The organism is Nocardiopsis sp. Huas11 (genome assembly GCF_003634495.1).
GTDB lineage: Bacteria > Actinomycetota > Actinomycetes > Streptosporangiales > Streptosporangiaceae > Nocardiopsis.
Window position 1 is genome coordinate 4,831,234 of the sequence record NZ_RBKY01000001.1, and the last position, 16,528, is coordinate 4,847,761.

A 16,528-nucleotide genomic window follows, 5' to 3' on the forward strand; every position below is an offset into this window, starting at 1 on the left:
AACGGGGTGGCGTGTGCTCCGCGGAACCCGCCGAGGGGGCAGCCGACACCTCGGCCCGTCCGGTCGTGGACCACGGCGAACAGTGACCGCGGGCGCTTGTGCGGATACGCGCCCTCCCCTGCCCGGAAAGGACGCCGAGCGCGGGGGCGGTCATCTGCTGTTACCCCTGCTGTGCTGCAGATGCGCCGCTGTCGGCTTCGGATGGCGAGCGTCCGCCCCCGAGCAGTGCTGCGATGACGACGGCTCCGAGCGCGAGGAGGACGGCGGCGACGATGAGCGCGAACGAGTAGCCGTGTGTCGCGGCGAGCGAGGGGCCGATCGAGTCGGTGAGGGCGTCACCGCGGTGTACGGCCAGGGTGACCAGCACCGCCAGGCCCACAGCGCCGCCGACCTGTTGGACGGAGCTGAACAGGGCCGAGCCCAGACCGGCGTCGTCCTCGGTGGTGCCCGTGAGCGCGGCGACCGTCAGGGCGGGCAGGGCCAGGCCGCATCCCAGGCTCGTGACGAGCATGCCGGGCAGCACGCCGGAGGCGTAGCCGTCGCCCTGTGCCACGCCGGACAGCAGAAGCAGCCCGACCGAACTGATCAGGAACGAGGTGACCAGCGTGGGGCGCACCCCGAACCTGAGCACCGCGCGGGAGGACAGCCACAGTCCTCCGAGGATTCCGGCGCCGTAGGGCAGATAGGCGACTCCTGCCTCGAGCGGGCCGTATCCGAGCACGTTCTGCAGGTGGATCATCAGCAGGAAGGCCATCGCGTAGAAGGCGGCGGAGAACAGCAGGGTCATACCGTTGGCGACGGCACGGGGCCGCTAGGCCAGGAACGGCAACGGCACCAGCGGCTCAGCCGTACGCGACTCGACCGCGAGGAAGGCCACGGCCAGGACGGCGGCCAGGAGGAGCGGCCCGGCGCAGGCCACGCTGCCCCACCCCGACTCCGCGGCCTGGAGGAAACCGTAGACCAGGGACACGACGGCGCCGGTGCCCAGGACCGCGCCTGGTACGTCCAAGCGTGTGCGGCGGGTGGCGCGGCTCTCGGCGACCACGTAGGGCAGCAGCACCAGGGCCAGAACGGCCACGGGCAGGTTGATCAGGAAGATCCAGCGCCAGGAGGCGAGGTCGGTCAGCACACCGGAGATCACCACGCCCATCGTGCCGCCCAGACCCGCGACGCCTCCCCAGATGCCGAGTGCCCTGGCACGTTCCCCGGTACCGGGGAACAACAGTGTGATCAGTGACAGCGCGGCCGGGGCGGCCATGGCCGCGCCCGCGCCCTGGGCGAACCGTCCGGCCACGAGTTGCCATGGCTCCTGGGCGAGTCCGCAGGCCAGGCTCGCCGCGCCGAACAGTGCCACGCCGCCGAGGTAGACGCGCCTGCGGCCCAGCAGGTCGGCCACACGGCCGAACAACAGCAGCAGCCCGCCGAAGGCGAGGAAGTACGCGTTGACGACCCAGGCCAGGCCCGCGGTGCTGAAGCCGAGATCGTCCTGCACGCTGGGGAGGGCGACGCTGACCACCGTGTCGTCCAGGACGAGCATGAACTGCACGAAGCACAACAGGATCAGCGCCAGCCGACGCCGGCCGGTGACGGCGGTCGGGGGCGATGCCGATGTCATGACGCACGCCCCTTGAGCGCTGTCGGCACATCCGTTGTGGAGTAGCGCCGTCGGCGCGAAGGATTGATCGGCATGCCACGAAGCTACGCACCGGCCGATCTGGCCACAATCCGCCATGAGGCCACATCATGTCGAATTGAGGACATAGGCTCAGGGGCATGACCGAGCCCTTCCTAGGAGTCGTCCCGCCCGGGGCGGGGGCGATCGTCGTGGGACACTTTCCCCTGTCGTCGGGAGAGTGGATACCGCCGCACAGCCACCTGCAGCACCAGTTGGCCTGGACGCGGCACGGTGTGCTCGGCGTCGCCGTCGAAGACACCTATTGGGTCCTGCCGCCCACGCGGGCGCTGTGGTTGCCCGCGGGGGTCGTGCACCGGACCGGTGCGACCCGCGACGCGGTGCTGTGCAGTCTCTATCTCGAACCGGACCGGTGCGCTCTGGACTGGACGGAGCCCACACCGGTGGGCGTCAACGGGCTGCTGGCCCACCTGATCGACCACCTCAGCCGCCATGACCTCGCCCATAACGTGCGGCTGCGGGCCGAGGCGGCCCTGTTGGACCTGCTGCACCCCTTGCCGACCCTGCCCATCGACGTGCCCCGTCCCGTCGATTCCCGCGTGTGTGCCGTGGCCGACGCGCTGCTGGCCGATCCCGCGGACCCGCGCGGCCTCGAAGCCCACGCGCGGGCCGTGGGTGTGAGCCGACGTACCCTGACACGGCTGTTCGTCAACGACACCGGCATGAGCTTCGATCGCTGGCGCACCCACATGCGGCTGCGGGCGTCACTGCCCCTGCTCGCCGAGGGTCAATCCGTCTCCCGGGTCGCACGCGCCGTGGGGTACGCGACGTCGAGCGCGTTCCTGGCGGCGTTCCGACGAACCGTCGGCACCTCGCCCAGGCGCTATCTCAGCGGGGACGCCGTGTTCGAGGCCCCTGAGACGAGCCGCTAGCGACCGTCCGACCGGTCGGCGGTCCTGCCCAGTGGCTCCCCCGGCGTGGAACTTCTGGTGGGCCGTTGGTCCAGGCCCCGCGGTGCGCCATGGCCGGATCGCCCCCGCTGTGTTCGGCGCGTGGCACGGTCCCCGCCATGCCGTTCGATGATCTGCCGGCCTGGCTCGCGGCTTGGCGCCGTGACCGGTGGGGGTGCGCACCGGTCAGCGTGCTGTTCGAGGTGCGGTCGATGTCGGCGGTGGTCGGGCTGGGGTCGGCCGGCGGGCGCGACGTCGTGGTGAAGGCGCGCCAGGACGAGGGGCGGGTCGCGTCGTGTGTCGACGCGCAGGCCCGGTTGGTCGCAGAAACGATCGTTAGTCGGGCACCCGCAGGGGCGCACGCTCAGCCACGTACGTCACGGAGAGCGCGACCGCCAAAACCCGGACCGGTCCTCCCCGGAGGCCAACCGAACCATGCAACGTGGTCGATCGCGAGCCACGGAGCGACGGCCACGGCCGCGGGAGTATGCCCGGTGAACGACTTGACCTCGCGGTGAAGGTGGGCTTGGTCGACGTAGCCGCTCTCCCCGGCTACACCGGCGGCGGCGTGACCCTCCGCGAGAAGACGGGCGGCGTGGTCGAACCGCACCAGTCGGGCGGCGCGTTTGGGCGTGATACCGAGCTGGGACCGGAAGCGAGCCGACAGACGCTTGCGGCTCCAGCCGACCTCGTCCGCAAGGCGGTCGACCCGCGTCCGCCCCCGGCTGGAGCGCACCTGCCGCCAGGCGAAGGCGACCTCCGGGGCGACCGTTGGGCAGGTGTCCAGCCGCCGACCGAGGATTTGCCTTGCGATCGTGAACCGTTCGTCCCACGACGCGGCGGCGCGCAGCCTGTCCTCTGCCCGTCCGGCATCGCGGCCCCAGACGTCCGCGAGGGACACTACGGCCCCGGTGAGTTCAGTCGCTGTGCCGAGCACCGCGGTCGCTGCGGCCGGATCCAACCGGATCTGGAGGCATTCTCCCGCGAGGCCGCCTGTCCGGAGTTCGCCGGGGAGGAGCCCGACGACGACGCTGCCGCGCCTGTGTCGGCCAGGGGTGTGGTGGACGAGGCCTTCTCCCTCGCTCAGGTCGATGAACAGGCTGACAGAGGGGTGCGCGACCATGGCGATGTCCGTGAACACGGGGGCACGATAGCGGAACCCGGCCATGTCGCCGCCCGGCAGCCGATCTGCCGGGCGCGGGACGGCGATGTCCACGAGCGCCCCGTCGCGTGGTACCCCTGTCGACAGCATGCGAGGAGCCTAAACCGTGTCGGGGGCGGTACGCCCGCGGTCTGTCGCCGTGAAGTCGAGGAGCAGCTCGCTGGTCGCCTCGGGCGCTTCGAGCATGGGCATGTGTCCGACGCCGGGCAACTGCTCGACCCTGGTGTTGGGCACCACGTCGTACTGGTGCGCCGACGAGGGCTCCCAACGGGGATCGGCAGCACCGAAGATCACCAGGACGGGAACGCCGAGGGTGGCCAGACGCTCGGGCACGCTCCGGTCCGCGACGTACTCCGTATTCCGACGCAGCACAGTCCTGAACACGCGGTACGGGGTCCCCCTGAGCTCGGCGACCACGTCGTCCGGGACATCCACCGGGCGGGCAGCCGTCGCCCTGATCCCCTTGCGGATCATCGCGTCCGAGCGGCTCGACCACAGGAGTGCGCCGAGAGGCGGGCCCAGCAGGACCCGCAGGAGGAACGGCTGAGGCAGGAGCGCATCGAGGCTCGGGCCGCTGCTGATGAGCACGATCGACCTCACCAGGTCGGGGCGCTGTTCGGCAAGCGCGGTAGCGACATAGCCGCCGCTGGAGTGTCCGACCACGGTGACGGAACGCAGGCCGAGTTCGTCGAGGAGCGCTGCCACCCGGCCTGCCTGCACGGACACGTCGTATGAGACCGCGGTCGGTGATCGGCCGCAACCCGGGAGATCCACCCGGAGAACGTGATGGTGCGCGGCGAGGGCCGGGACCATCGCGCTCCAGGAGCCACTCGAGGCGCCCGATCCGTGAACGAGCAACAGTGGCGACGCCTGTCGGGCGCCGTCGTGGACCACATGCATCCCATGTGAGGGTGTGACGTCGTACTCACTCATGCGATCGATGATGCGTGGGATGTCGATCGTCTGTCTTGTACGAATGTCGCCCTGGACCGGGGTTCGTGCGGCGCACTCATGCGCCGTCACTAGGGGGGCGAACCAAGTACGCCGGAAAGCGGCAATGGGCCGCTGAACGAGCCTGCTCGCATCGGTGCTGTAGAGGTCTGCTCCTGTTCGGTTGCGATTCGGTGAAGTGCTGGGGACACCCCGGTTCGCTGTCGCTACCGTGTGCGGCGTTCGCCACCCCCTGACCAGAAAGAGCCGGCCGGTGACCTCGATCGAGCGCACGGCCTACCCGCAGTTCAAGAAGCTGACCTCAGCGTGGTGCTCGCGCTGAAGTGCTACCAGAAGATGGCGCGCTTCCCCGGCCCCAAGGAGATCCCCGCCGAGGTGGTCGACCACGTGCGGCGCTGCCTGGACCTGGACGCAGAGGTCGAACCCGACCACGGGGCGGGGCGCGTACCACCCGCCAAGGAGGAGCTGGAGGAGATCCGCGAGCGCCAGCGGGCGGTGAACGAACGGCTGATCGGCACCTACCGGGGTGTGCTGGAGCACCTGGACCCCGATGCGCCACAGGGCGGTGGGGTGGCCGAGCGGGCCCGGCGGGCCGCGCAGGTGGTGGAGGCCGCGGGCGGGTTCGCCTCCCAGTTCGCCGACATCGAGGAGGTGTCGGCCTTGCACGGCGACAACCACGAGATGCTGGTGCACCGGTTCTTCCGTAAGGACCGGGCGGTGATGTTCGACCTGGTGGGCCACCTGGAGTTGAAGGCGACCTCTTCGGATGCCTCGGTGCTGGTGGCGTTGGAGCACGCCCGGGAGTACGCGGCCAAGCGGCGCGACTTCATCCCGCTGCCGCCCCGGCTGAGGAGGAGGACCCGGAGTCGGGGATCGGCTTCGCGTCGGGCAACTGGCGGCGCGTGGTCACCGACCGGCGCCGCCCGGGGATGGTGGAGCGGCGCCACTTCGAGGCGATGGTGTTCTACTACCTGGCCGAGGAGCTGCGCACCGGCGACATCGCCGTGATCGGGTCGAACGAGTACGCCGACTGGTCCGAGCACCTGTTGCCGTGGGATGAGTGCGAGCAGAAGCTGGCCGCGTTCTGCGCCGAGGTCGGCCTGCCCGACACCGCGGCGGGGTTCGTCGACCACCTCAGGCACCAGCACCTGGACGCGGCCATCGCACTGGAGGCCGGGTACGCCGACAACACCGACCTGTTCATCGACGGCGGGGTGCCCCGGCTGCGATCGCGGCGCGGTTCGGCTGCTCCGCAGGCGGTGGAGAAGCTGTTCGAGGCGATCCAGGCGCGCCTGCCGGAGCGGTCCCTGTTGCAGATCGTGGCGCGCACCGCCTACTGGCTGGGCTGATACCACTGCTTCGGTCCGGCCTCGGGGGCCGACCCCAAGATCCGGGACACGTTGGGCCGGTACTCGCTGGCGGTGTTCACCGGCGGCATCAACATCGGCCCGACCGAGGCCGCCCGCCACATCGCCGGGATCACCGCCCGGGAGTTGTCGATGGTGCGCAACCGCCACATCGACATCGCCAAGCTCAACGCCGCGATCGCCGTGGTGGTCGACGCCTTCAACGACCTGGACGTGGTGCGGGCCTGGGGCGATGGCACCTCGGTGGCCGCGGACGGCACGCAGGTGGCCACCTACGTCGACAACCTGCTCGCCGAGACCTCCATCCGCTACGGCGGGGTGGGCGGGATCGCCTACCACTACGTCTCCGACACCTACGTCGCGTTGTTCTCCCGGTTCATCCCGTGCGGGGTGTGGGAGGCGGTGCACCTGATCAAGGGACTGTTGGAGAACTCCTCCGGTGTCAAGCCCTCCACCGTGCACGCGGACACCCAAGGCCAGTCCGCGCCGGTGTTCACCCTGGCCACCCTGTTCGGGTCGACCTTTTGCCCCGCATCCGCAACTTCGCCGACCTCACCTTCTTCCGCGCATCCGACAAGGTGCTCTACCCCAGCACCGATGAGCTGTACGGGGAGCGGGGGCGCAACGTCATCGACTGGAAGCTGATCGAGCGGCACTGGCGCGACCTGATGCAGGTCGCCGTCTCCATCAGCCAGGGACGGCTGTCCTCGACCACGCTCATGCGCCGACTGCGCTCCAACTCGCGCAAGAGCCGCATCTACAAGGTGTTCCGCGAGGTCGGCCGGTCGGTGCGCACCGTCGCGCTCCTGCGCTTCCTGGCCGACCCGGCGCTGCGCTCACGGATCACCGCGGCCACCAACAAGGTCGAGTCCTACAACGCCTTTTCCCAGTGGCTGAGGTTCGGCAACGGCGGGGTGCTGGCCGACAACGACCCCGTCGAGCAGGAGAAGCTCATCAAGCTCAACACCCTGCTGGCCGACCTGGTCATCTTCCACAACGCCCTGGACATCGCCGACATCGTCCGCGACCTGGTCGCCGAGGGGTGGACCATCACCGCCGCCGAACTCGCCGGACTCTCCCCCTACATCCGCGCCCACATCACCCGGTTCGGCGCCTACGCCACCGACGTGCTGGGCATCGAACCGGAGGCGTTCGAGTCCGCCCTGGACGAGATCGACTTCACCGTCCTGGACCTGGCCGCTTAGCCGCTACCTCTACGGCTGTTTCGGAAGGCGGATAGGCGTCGCGCAGACGTTGCATGGTCGCCGTCACGACGGTACGGACGTCCGTCTCCTGCAACGGGGCGGAGAACAGCGCCGAACTGAACGAGAGACCCTCGATCAGGGCGAACAGCAGGAGCGCCTCGCGGTGCAGCGCCTCCTCGTCGACAACACGGTCGGCCAGCGCTTCGCGCAGCAGCGAGTGGATCAGCTCCTCGGCCGCGAGGGACGTCGCGGCGATGTCGGCCGCGAGCTCCGGGTCCGTGCGCGCCATGACGCGGTATTCGACCAGGGCGATGTTCTCCCGGCGCTCCTGCTCGCTGGTCGGCGTGGCGAAGGCGATCACATCCGCGATTCGCGCCACCGGGTCGTCGGACATCCTCGCGTCGCGGCGCGCGGCGCGCTGCATGAGGACGCCCAGCGTGAAGCGCATGACCTCGCGGACGGTGTCGCCGAAGTAGTGCCGGATGCTCCCGATGGCCAGGCCGGTGCGTGCGGAGATCCGGGTGAGGGTCACCGAGCGGATCCCGTGCTCGGCGATCTCGTCGATCACGGCATCGGCGACCTGCTCCCGGCGGGCATCCGGGTCGACTCTCTTAGGCATGGACACCATCCTAGTCATTTTTTGGCATGCATGTGCTACTTTATTTGGCATGAGGATGCTAGATGAACTTCGTGGCAGTGCTCCGTCCCGTCCCGGCCCCGGACAGGGCGGGACATGAACGGTTGGAACGACCCCTGGACGGGTGCGCCGCGGAAGGGGCCTCACGACGACGGCCGGATCGACGGCTACGACGGGCTCGGAGGTCTCGAAGGCGACGCGGGAGCGTGGTCGACGCCCGCTCCGGAGCCGGGAGCGCCGTTGCCGCCGTTCCGCCGCTCCCTCTCGCTGCAGCGCACGCGCTTCGCGATCGACCTTTCCGATGCGTCGACGGCGACGGTCGATATTGATCACCTGTCGGGGCGGGCGTCGCTCTACAGGGACGACCGGCACGTGCGGACCTGCGACATGCCGGTCCGGTTCTCGCTCGGATCGGACGGCATCGAGGTCGCCGCGAGCAGGTACGGCATGCAGCGGATCCACCTGGTCAGCGCGGACGGCAGCCAGCGACGCCTCGATCCCGCACAGGGGGCGCCCGAGCACTGGCGCGCTCAGCTCTCCCTGCGGCACCCCGGGGTCGGGCGCGCGCTGGCCGCGGGGGCCGTCATCGTGCTGACGGTCAATCTGATCCTCCTCGCGCCGCAGCTACTCGAACTGGTCACCCACCTGCCGCACTGGACGGATCGCTTCACCCCGTTCGTCTCGCCTATCGACCTGCCGGCGTGGGCGAACACGGCACTCACCATCACCGCGGGCCTCGCGGGGATCGAACGAGCACTCACCTTCCGCCATCACCGGCTCCTGGACGCCGAGACCGACGGGATCCCGACCTGACCTCGCGGACTGAACGCTCGATCAAGCTCCACGCCCGGCCAAGCACGCCCTCTGCATCCTCGGCAGTACCCCAACCACACACCACTCGATTGAAAGGAAGACCTCCCATGCGATCACATCATCGCCGCCAACATGGACCCAAGAGCCTCGCTATCGGGATCGCTGCAACCGCCTGTGCGGCTCCGTTGCTGCTCGCCGCCTGCGCACCGACCTCTCCTCTGCCCGCCAGTGACACCGATGCGACTCTCGGTGCCTACCACGAGCAGGAAGTCGACTGGGCAGGGTGCGAGGACACCGCGACGAACGCCGCGGACGCGGAGTTGTTCGCGAACCCGGCGCTCGAGTGCGCCTCGGTCGAAGTGCCGATCGACTACGACGAGCCCGACGGCGAAAGAGCGCACATCGCGCTCCTGCGCTTGCCCGCGACGGGCGAGTCCGAGGGCTCACTGCTGATCAACCCGGGAGGCCCCGGAGGCTCCGGCACCGACTTCGTCGCGATGACCCTGCCTCTGTGGCAGGCCAGCCCCGTCGCCGAGCGCTTCGACATCGTCGGCTTCGACCCGCGGGGGATCGGCGCATCGACCCCGGCCATCGACTGCTACACCGACGAGGAGTACGACGCAGGCACGGCGCCAGGGTTCGGCGTCGTGTACGACATCACCAGCGCCGAGCAGGCGACGGAGCTCGCAGATCGTTGCGCCGAGGGTTCCGGCGGCGCCGCGAACCTCGTGAACGCCGGGTCCAAGAGCGTCGTACAGGACATGGACATCATACGAGAGGTGCTCGGCGACGAGAAGCTGACCTATCTCGGCTACAGCTACGGAACCCAGCTCGGCGCCATGTATGCCACGACCTACCCCGAGAAGGTTCGCGCGGTCGTGCTCGACGGGGCGATCGCGCCGGACCTGACGGCATGGGAGATGCGCGTCTCGCAGTCCGCCAGCTTTCAGGCGCGGTTCAACGATCTCGCCACGCTCTGCGCCGAATCACCCGACTGCGTGCTCGGCGCCGATCCCGCGGCTGCGAACGATCGCCTGCACGAGATCGTGCGGCCGCTCGTCGAGACGCCACCGACGATCGACGGCAGAGAGGTGAGTGTGTGGGACGTCTACCTGGGCATCACCGGCGGGCTGTACTCGGAGGCGAGCTGGCCCGCCATCATCTCCGCCCTGACCGCACTCGAGACCGGGGACGCCGACGAGATGCTCACCCTCCGCGACACCTTCTTCTCCCGCACCGCGGATGGCGCCTACGGCTTGGACTTCGACACGAACATCGCCGTGCGCTGCATGGACTGGCCCCGCCTGACGCCCGAGGAGACCACCGCGCTGGCAACCAAGATCGGAGAGGTCGCGCCGATGTTCGACATCGACGTGTTCACGTCGGGGAGCTACCACAGCGAGTGCGAGGCGTGGCCCGCGCCGCCCACGGGCGACGATCCCTGGCTCGCCGACGTCGACGGGATTCCCGAGACGCTCGTCGTGTCGGTCACGGGAGACCCCGCGACCCCGCACGAGGGCGGCATCGCGCTGGCGGAAGCCCTCGGCGGAAGCCTGCTCACAGTCGACGGCAAGCAGCACGGCGCCTACCTCCTCGGCGGCAGCGAGTGCGTCAACGACGCGGTCAACGAATATCTCCTCGACCTCGAATCCCCGCCCGCCGACGCCCGTTGCAGCCTGTGACACGCTCGACTCCGGTTGAGGCCTCGGGCCCCGCCCACCGTGTGGGTGCCGGGCTGAACGGACCGAGGGCTGTCGGGACGTGATCGAGGGTGTGGCATGAGGCGATCACCGCGCTGGAGATCGGTGCCCGGGACGATGTAGGCCTTCGTCGTGGTGTGGGCGGCCGTACGGTGAGCGGTCCCGTCGTCCACCCCGACGAAGGCCGGGTGGCGCTGCGTGTCATGTCAGCGCCGGTGCCGGGGGCCGGTTGTGGGAGGGCAACCTGTCACCGAAAGGCCTACCGTCGGCTGCGACTTCGCCGGGGACCCAATGCTCGGCGCGCATTCGAAGTGCCTGCGGGGCCGGTGGTGCACTTCGCCCTCTACGGGTCAGCACGAGCAAGCAGGAGACCCGACGCCAACACGAAGACCTCGATGCGATCTGCGTCAAGGTCTTCGAGGAGAAGATCAGCGGCAAGCTCAAGGTCAGCGACCGGCCCGCCCTGAAAGCCGCCTGGACTACATGCGCCCGGGAGACATGCTCACCGTCCAGGAGGCCGACCGACTGGGCCGCAGCCTCCTCGAAGGGCTGATCGTGCTCAACGACCTGTTCGAGCGCGGCGTGCCGGTCAAGATCCTGGATGGCATCGCCGCCGGAGAACACACCGAGCGCAGCCTGATCCTGGACCTGGCCCTCGCTCTGGCCGAGGACCGCCGCCGCGACATCGTCCGCAAGACCAAGAGCGGCCTGGAATCGGCTGCCCGGGCCGGACGCAAGGGCGGCCGGCCCCGCGTGGTCGACGCCGACAAACGCCGCGCGATCCTGGCCCGCCGCGCCGAGGGCCAGTCGCTGCGCGCGATCGCCCGCGGGGTCGGGGTGAGCCTGGCCGTCGTGCACGGCGAGGTCAAGGTCGCCGAGAACGACATCGGTCCGAAGTGAGAGATCGACCTGTGGACACCGGAAACGGCCCCTGGCTCAGGTTGTGGGCCGCGCCCTGTGGTGTTCGGCTACCGCGGCCATGGCCTCGTTGAGTTCCTCGCACCGGGCAGAGACCAGCTGTAACCCTTGTTCAGGGGCACCGTAGAAGCCGGGGCTGGTGCGTAGGCGGACCAATTCCTGGGCGATCTCGGTGGCGGCCAGGGCGGCCGAGGCATGGGCTTCGACGGACCCTGGTGCCTCGGCTGCGGTGTAAAGGGCGGTGCCCTCGCCCTCGTCGAGCAGCAGGGCAGACAGGCGGTCGATGGTCCAGGACAACTCATCCAGGGCCCGGGCCGTGTGGTCTTCGGGCAGTGGCCACCCCTGCGGGCGCACTGCCGCGAGGCGGCCGATGAACGCTCCGGGTTCCTCGTCGTCCTGGTTCCCGCGGATCAGGGCGTGCAGCCACTGGTGCGGGACCGCACGGACAGGGTCGAACCCTGAGGGGTTGCGCGCAGCGGGCCGCGGAGACCGAACCTCGGTACAGCACCAACTGTACCCATCTCGTTTTGCCTGGCCAGAGTCCCGCCTGAATAACGTTGCGGGCCCGCCCTGGCGCCCCTGAACGCCTTCTCGCCCTCCCGAAACCCTGACCGCCGATAAGGCTCGCTTATCGGGGGTCAGGCGCGGGGGTCTTCTCGAGCCCTCTTGGGGTCAACGTAACTAATTACGTTATGCATAAACGTTTCCAACGAAACGAAATGAATGAAGGTCCCGCAGGGCACGGCCAAGCCGGGATCGACAAGGGCCTAGCGCCCCTGGGACCAGGGGCGAGCCGGGAGGCCGACCCGCCTGGTCCAGGCCCAGGCGCGCATCGGCCTCACCTCTGCCCGGGGCGGCGGGCTGATCGCGCCGGCCGACGGCCTGCGATTCGCGGTGCGGTGAAACAGCCTCTACATCGACGCCGCCGTTCCGCTTGAGGGCCGACGGGTCCCCCGCCACCGACCAGATGTGTGCGCGGCTGTCCCCGCTGGGGATCGACCACATCCACTTCCTGGGCTCCTACACCTTCCCCACCGTCGAAGACCTGCGGCCGTTGCGCGACCCCGACCAGCACGGGTAGCCGTTCCGGGTCGTGGACAGGTTGGACAGGAGGGGGCTGTGCGCCGTTGCCTTCTGCGGGTCCGGTTCCCCCCATCACCCCCGCCAAGTTCGCCAAGGCATGGTCCGCTCTCGCCGACGGCCGCATCCGCCCGGCACACCCCGACGACCTGCACCGGGCCGCCGAACTGCTGGCCGACGTGGGCACCGACATCACCGAGGATCTGAACGCCGCCTCCGGGAAGGCGGACACCTCGGTGTTGCTGCACGAGTACCTGGCCAGGCGCGACAACGAGTGCAGGATGCGAGCCGTAGCGACCGCCACCCTGCACGGCCGCGAGGTCGACCCCCTGGCGGGCCTGTCGGCGCTGCTGGTGGCCACCGATCGCGACGGACGGGTCGTCGGCTGCGCCCTGACCATTCCGCCGGGCCGCTTCCTGGCCCAGGTGCGCAAGGCCAACATGGCCGCGGCTTTGGTCAAACGCCGCGTCCAGCTGTACGAGCAGCGCGGCTTTCACGTGATGTACGGGCAGTTCACCGCCGGCCGGGACCTGGAACCGTTCTACCGGCCGTCCGGGCCGCCGACATCCAGCGGTTCACCCGGGCGCGCCGCATCCGCACCCACCCTGCCCCGCGACCTTCGGCGCACAGGAGCAGGAGCGGGGGCGCCGGCTGAGCCACCAGGTTCCGGCAGCGAGCACCCCCAAGGCCACGGCCAGGGCAGACAGCCACCCCACCACCACACCGGCGCCGGCGCCCACGGCCCCGGCCGCGATCAGCACCGGCAACGCGCAGCACGCCAGGGTGAAGCCGAGCCGCTGCGCGGCCTTGATCACCCGCAGCGCCACGACCGTGTCCTCGTCGTACAGGCGGTGGCCGCCGTTGCTGCGCTGCGGCTTCGCCAGCAGGCCGCGCCGCTCGTAGTAGCGCAGCGTCTGGACGTTCACCCCGGCCGCCTCGGCGACCTGCCCGCTGCGCAGCCCCGTACTCACCGCTGCTCCCCGGCAGCAACGGCCCGCACTGCCAGGGCGTCCAGGACCGCCTCGTGCGCCTGGTCCACCGAGACCTCCAGACCGACCTGGTCCTGGCCGGGACTGGTGGCGAAGGTGAAGAACGAGCAGCAGCCGCTCTCACGCGCCACCAGATCACGCACCCGCTCCTCGACACCCGGACCGCCGACCAGGCCAAGACGCAAGCGAAGCGGACGGGGCCTGGACAGCGACCTCAGTCGCTCGGAGAACAACGCGTCCCACTCGGCGACCCGCAGGGGCCGCTCCTCGGTGGGCAGCGTGCAGGACTGCGGCACCCACGCCAGATCACTCATCGCACTCACTCCCGTCGTCGCGCCCCCGATGGCCGGGGGCACCTTCGACGGTAAACCTGTACCCAGGTACCGGTTGCAAGTCCGAGAGCTGACGGATCAGCGCGGCCGCCGTAGGTTCAGGAGCAGGCCGACACCACCGGCCGATGAGTGCGTGAGGCTCTACCGCTCAATCCTGTAGTAATCCTCCTCGACCCCCGACCTTCCCCTGTCACCGGCCTACGAGGAGGGACCGATGAGCAGCCGACAGCCGTGTGTCCTAGGCCGTGTTCTTCTGCGGGCTTTCGGATGAGCTCGCGGCCGTCAGGTCATCTCTCGCACGACGATGTGCGACGTTCAGCCTGGTGTTGCTGCACGAGCGCAGAAGCGCGGCGAGAGGCGGTTCCGGCGGCCGCGAGCCCGGAATGCTACAAAAAACACGGCCCAGGAGCGGGGCCCACCCGGGTTCGAGCACGTCTTGCGGCCACCGGATCCACCAGGTGCGGGGGCGTCGGGCCACAGGGCCTCGCCTGTCAGCCGCGTCGGGTCGGCTCGCCGGACGCGGGATCCTCGAGCCGGGCGCGCCGCGGGCCGGGACACGGCGCGGAGTCCCGGCCCGCGCGGCGGGGTATGTCAGTCCAGACAGAACTCGTTGCCCTCGGGGTCGGCCATCACAATGAATCCGGCGCTCAGCGGCGGAGCGGGCTCGTCGCGGCGCAGCCGCGAGGCCCCCAGCGCCACCAGACGTGAGCACTCGGCCTCCAGCGCGGCCATACGCTCCTCGCCCTGAAGGCCCGGCGCCGCGCGCACGTCCAGGTGGACACGGTTCTTGGTGGCGACCTTGTCCTCGGGGACCTGCTGGAAGAAGATCCGCGGGCCCTGCCCGTCGGGGTCCTCGATGGCCGACTTGGCGTTGCGCTGTTCCTCCGGCACACCGACCCTGGCGAGGAAGTCGTCCCAGGCGGCCAGCGGGTCGGCGCCCTCGGGCACCTCCACTCCCGGCGGGCCCGGGTGGACGTAGCCCAGTGCGTCGCGCCAGAAGGTCGACAGCGCCCTCGGGTCGTGGGCGTCGAAGGTGATCTGGACCTGGCGGCTCATCGGGTGGCTCCGTTTCCAGCGGCGTGCGTGTGCAGGTAGAGGTCGCGCAGCAGGCAGACCTCGGACAGGTGGTGGATCAGTTCGCGGTGGATGTGCAGCACCAGGTCCGCCATGGGCCGGTCCGGGAAGGGTTCCCTGTCGCCGACGGGCGCTTTCAGCGCGGCCTGGTCCAGGCCGCGCACCCCCGCCGTCCAGATCTGGAGCTGTGTGCGCAGCTGGTCGAGCGCCTGGTCCGCGCCGCCGGCGTAGTCCCAGTCCTCGTACGAGGCGGCGGGCGCGCCGAAGTGGGCGGCGTTGCGCATTGCGAGCACGCCGACGATGACGTGGCCCAGGCGCCAGGCGATGGTGGTGAAGGGCGCGGGGTCCGGCGGCGGGTAGCCGAAGTCGATCGTGAGGTCCCCGGCGCCGCCCTGGACGGGTGCCGTCGAGGTGCCCCGCGGTCGCACGCTCCAGGCGTCGGGCACCGGGCACCAGAAGTACTCGTCGTCGGTGAGGCCCTCGAGCCTGGCGCCCAGCTGGTGGTCCCAGTGGTGCTGCCACTGGTCGAGCAGCGTGTGGTTCCAGTCGAAGTCGTCTGTGTGCATGGCTTCAATCTGGCACCGAAACAGGACAGGTTAGGTCCGCTATCGTCAAAGGATGGGCAAGGGGGACGAGCGGGGGACCGCGGAGCGGGTGCTCACCCTGCTCGGGTTGTTGCAGCAGCGCCGGGTGTGGACGGGGCCGGAGCTCGCCGAGCGGCTCGGTGTCACCTCCCGCACGGTGCGGCGGGACGTGGAGCGGTTGCGTGCGCTCGGCTACCCGGTGCACGCCGAGCAGGGGGTCCGCGGCGGCTACCGGCTCGGGCGGGGCCAGGAGCTGCCACCGCTGCTGTTGGACGACGAGGAGGCGATCTCCACGGCGATCTCGCTGCTGGCCGGGGCCGGTGGGGCGGTCGCGGGCGCCGGTGAGGCCGCGTTGCGGGCTCTGACCAAGCTCGACCGGGTGCTGCCGACCCGGTTGCGGGACCAGGTGCGCACGCTCTCGGGCGCGGTGGAGTCCTTCGGCGGCGGTCGCACGCCGGTCGACGCCGAGGTGCTGATGACGCTGGCGCGGGCCTGCCGCGAGGAGGTCGAGGCGGGTTTCGACTACCCCTCCGGAGACCACGTACGCCGACGGCGGGTGGAGCCCTACCGCCTGGTCGCCTCCGATCGGCGCTGGTACCTGCTGGCCTTCGACCTGGACCGTGACGACTGGCGCAGCTTCCGGGTCGACCGGATGCGGGAGGTGAGCGCCAGGACCTGGCGTTTTCGCCCGCGCCCGGCGCCCGAGGCGGCGCCCTTCGTGCAGGAGGGGGTGGCGAGCCGCGTCTACCGGTACCAGGCGCGATTCCTCGTCCACGCTCCGGCGGACACGGTGCGGGCGCGGATCCCGGCGTCGGCGGCCCTGGTGCGGGACCGGGGGAACGGGCGCTGCGAGGTGGTCAGTGGCGCCGACGATCTCGATTTCGTCCTCATGCACATGGTGGTACTGGGGCACGGCTTCGAGGTGCTGGACCCTCCGGAGCTGGCGCGGCGCTGCCACGCGCTGGCCGAGCGGCTCTGGGCGGCCGGTGGGGGTGCCGAGCCGTCCGACGGGCCCAGCGCGCGGCAGGCGTGAGTGGTGCTCGCCTCGGCCGGGAGCCCGTCGCCGTCGAGGCAGCGGCCCCCGATCACGCCCGCCGTCGCACCGGCGGGCGGCGATGCGGGAGCACCTCTGG

The 16,528-nt window shown here is 70.2% G+C and carries 15 protein-coding genes and 3 pseudogenes; 9 read left to right on the forward strand and 9 right to left on the reverse strand.

The window, feature by feature from the left end; all coding sequences use genetic code 11:
- Positions 1-160: 160 nt before the first annotated feature.
- Positions 161-1,732: pseudogene (locus DFP74_RS35220) on the reverse strand (MFS transporter).
- 41 nt (positions 1,733-1,773) lie between these two features.
- On the opposite strand from DFP74_RS35220, the gene DFP74_RS21780 reads away from it, so the two are divergent.
- Positions 1,774-2,565 (forward strand): helix-turn-helix transcriptional regulator, encoded by a 792-nt coding sequence (locus DFP74_RS21780; protein WP_121184223.1) that lies wholly within the window; start codon positions 1,774-1,776, stop codon positions 2,563-2,565.
- A 382-nt stretch (positions 2,566-2,947) separates the two neighbouring features.
- On the opposite strand, the gene DFP74_RS21785 is transcribed toward DFP74_RS21780, so the two are convergent.
- The gene (locus DFP74_RS21785) at positions 2,948-3,724 is read right to left on the reverse strand and encodes an AraC family transcriptional regulator (RefSeq protein WP_233571098.1); all 777 of its coding nucleotides are present in this window, start codon (positions 3,722-3,724) and stop codon (positions 2,948-2,950) included.
- 120 nt (positions 3,725-3,844) lie between these two features.
- On the reverse strand, positions 3,845-4,678 hold the full coding sequence (locus DFP74_RS21790; protein ID WP_370013416.1) for an alpha/beta fold hydrolase: 834 nt from the start codon (positions 4,676-4,678) through the stop codon (positions 3,845-3,847).
- Positions 4,679-5,002: 324 nt separating this feature from the next.
- Between DFP74_RS21790 and DFP74_RS34565 the strand changes: the two genes are divergently transcribed.
- The 3 genes and pseudogenes from DFP74_RS34565 to DFP74_RS34575 all read left to right on the forward strand — a co-directional run bounded on the left by DFP74_RS34565 (position 5,003) and on the right by DFP74_RS34575 (position 7,268).
- Positions 5,003-5,704, forward strand: coding sequence for a DUF4158 domain-containing protein (locus DFP74_RS34565; protein WP_233571099.1), 702 nt, complete (start codon positions 5,003-5,005; stop codon positions 5,702-5,704).
- Complete coding sequence (locus DFP74_RS34570) at positions 5,653-6,045, forward strand: hypothetical protein (RefSeq protein WP_233571100.1); 393 nt, start codon at positions 5,653-5,655, stop codon at positions 6,043-6,045. The genes DFP74_RS34565 and DFP74_RS34570 overlap by 52 nt, the downstream gene beginning before the upstream one ends.
- Before the next feature lie 51 nt (positions 6,046-6,096).
- A pseudogene (locus DFP74_RS34575) lies at positions 6,097-7,268 on the forward strand (transposase).
- Here DFP74_RS34575 and DFP74_RS21800 read toward each other — a convergent pair.
- Positions 7,243-7,887, reverse strand: a complete 645-nt coding sequence (locus DFP74_RS21800) for a TetR/AcrR family transcriptional regulator (RefSeq protein WP_233571101.1) — start codon at positions 7,885-7,887, stop codon at positions 7,243-7,245. The pseudogene DFP74_RS34575 and the gene DFP74_RS21800 sit on opposite strands and share 26 nt — an antisense overlap.
- A 114-nt stretch (positions 7,888-8,001) precedes the next feature.
- Between DFP74_RS21800 and DFP74_RS21805 the strand changes: the two genes are divergently transcribed.
- The 3 genes and pseudogenes from DFP74_RS21805 to DFP74_RS34580 all read left to right on the forward strand — a co-directional run bounded on the left by DFP74_RS21805 (position 8,002) and on the right by DFP74_RS34580 (position 11,318).
- On the forward strand, positions 8,002-8,718 hold the full coding sequence (locus DFP74_RS21805) for a hypothetical protein (RefSeq protein WP_121184229.1): 717 nt from the start codon (positions 8,002-8,004) through the stop codon (positions 8,716-8,718).
- Between the two features lie 107 nt (positions 8,719-8,825).
- Positions 8,826-10,400 (forward strand): alpha/beta hydrolase, encoded by a 1,575-nt coding sequence (locus tag DFP74_RS21810; RefSeq protein WP_121184231.1) that lies wholly within the window; start codon positions 8,826-8,828, stop codon positions 10,398-10,400.
- Between the two features lie 247 nt (positions 10,401-10,647).
- Positions 10,648-11,318 (forward strand): annotated as a pseudogene (locus DFP74_RS34580) (recombinase family protein).
- Between the two features lie 36 nt (positions 11,319-11,354).
- On the opposite strand, the gene DFP74_RS21825 reads toward DFP74_RS34580, so the two are convergent.
- A complete protein-coding gene (locus DFP74_RS21825; RefSeq protein ID WP_147453900.1) occupies positions 11,355-11,633 on the reverse strand; it encodes a hypothetical protein in 279 nt (92 codons plus the stop codon).
- Positions 11,634-12,270: 637 nt separating this feature from the next.
- On the opposite strand from DFP74_RS21825, the gene DFP74_RS33600 reads away from it, so the two are divergent.
- The gene (locus tag DFP74_RS33600) at positions 12,271-12,417 is read left to right on the forward strand and encodes a hypothetical protein (RefSeq protein ID WP_158613040.1); all 147 of its coding nucleotides are present in this window, start codon (positions 12,271-12,273) and stop codon (positions 12,415-12,417) included.
- Between the two features lie 574 nt (positions 12,418-12,991).
- On the opposite strand, the gene DFP74_RS34585 is transcribed toward DFP74_RS33600, so the two are convergent.
- The 4 genes from DFP74_RS34585 to DFP74_RS21845 all read right to left on the reverse strand — a co-directional run bounded on the left by DFP74_RS34585 (position 12,992) and on the right by DFP74_RS21845 (position 15,377).
- Complete coding sequence (locus DFP74_RS34585) at positions 12,992-13,387, reverse strand: MerR family transcriptional regulator (RefSeq protein ID WP_121184239.1); 396 nt, start codon at positions 13,385-13,387, stop codon at positions 12,992-12,994.
- Positions 13,384-13,719, reverse strand: a complete 336-nt coding sequence (locus DFP74_RS21835; RefSeq protein WP_121184241.1) for a hypothetical protein — start codon at positions 13,717-13,719, stop codon at positions 13,384-13,386. Before DFP74_RS21835 ends, DFP74_RS34585 begins: the two co-directional genes overlap by 4 nt.
- 609 nt (positions 13,720-14,328) lie before the next feature.
- Positions 14,329-14,793: a VOC family protein gene (locus DFP74_RS21840; protein WP_121184243.1), complete on the reverse strand. Its 465-nt coding sequence runs from the start codon at positions 14,791-14,793 to the stop codon at positions 14,329-14,331.
- The gene (locus tag DFP74_RS21845; RefSeq protein ID WP_121184245.1) at positions 14,790-15,377 is read right to left on the reverse strand and encodes a DinB family protein; all 588 of its coding nucleotides are present in this window, start codon (positions 15,375-15,377) and stop codon (positions 14,790-14,792) included. Before DFP74_RS21845 ends, DFP74_RS21840 begins: the two co-directional genes overlap by 4 nt.
- 52 nt (positions 15,378-15,429) lie before the next feature.
- Between DFP74_RS21845 and DFP74_RS21850 the strand changes: the two genes are divergently transcribed.
- Positions 15,430-16,428, forward strand: coding sequence for a YafY family protein (locus DFP74_RS21850; RefSeq protein ID WP_121184247.1), 999 nt, complete (start codon positions 15,430-15,432; stop codon positions 16,426-16,428).
- Positions 16,429-16,528: the final 100 nt, after the last annotated feature.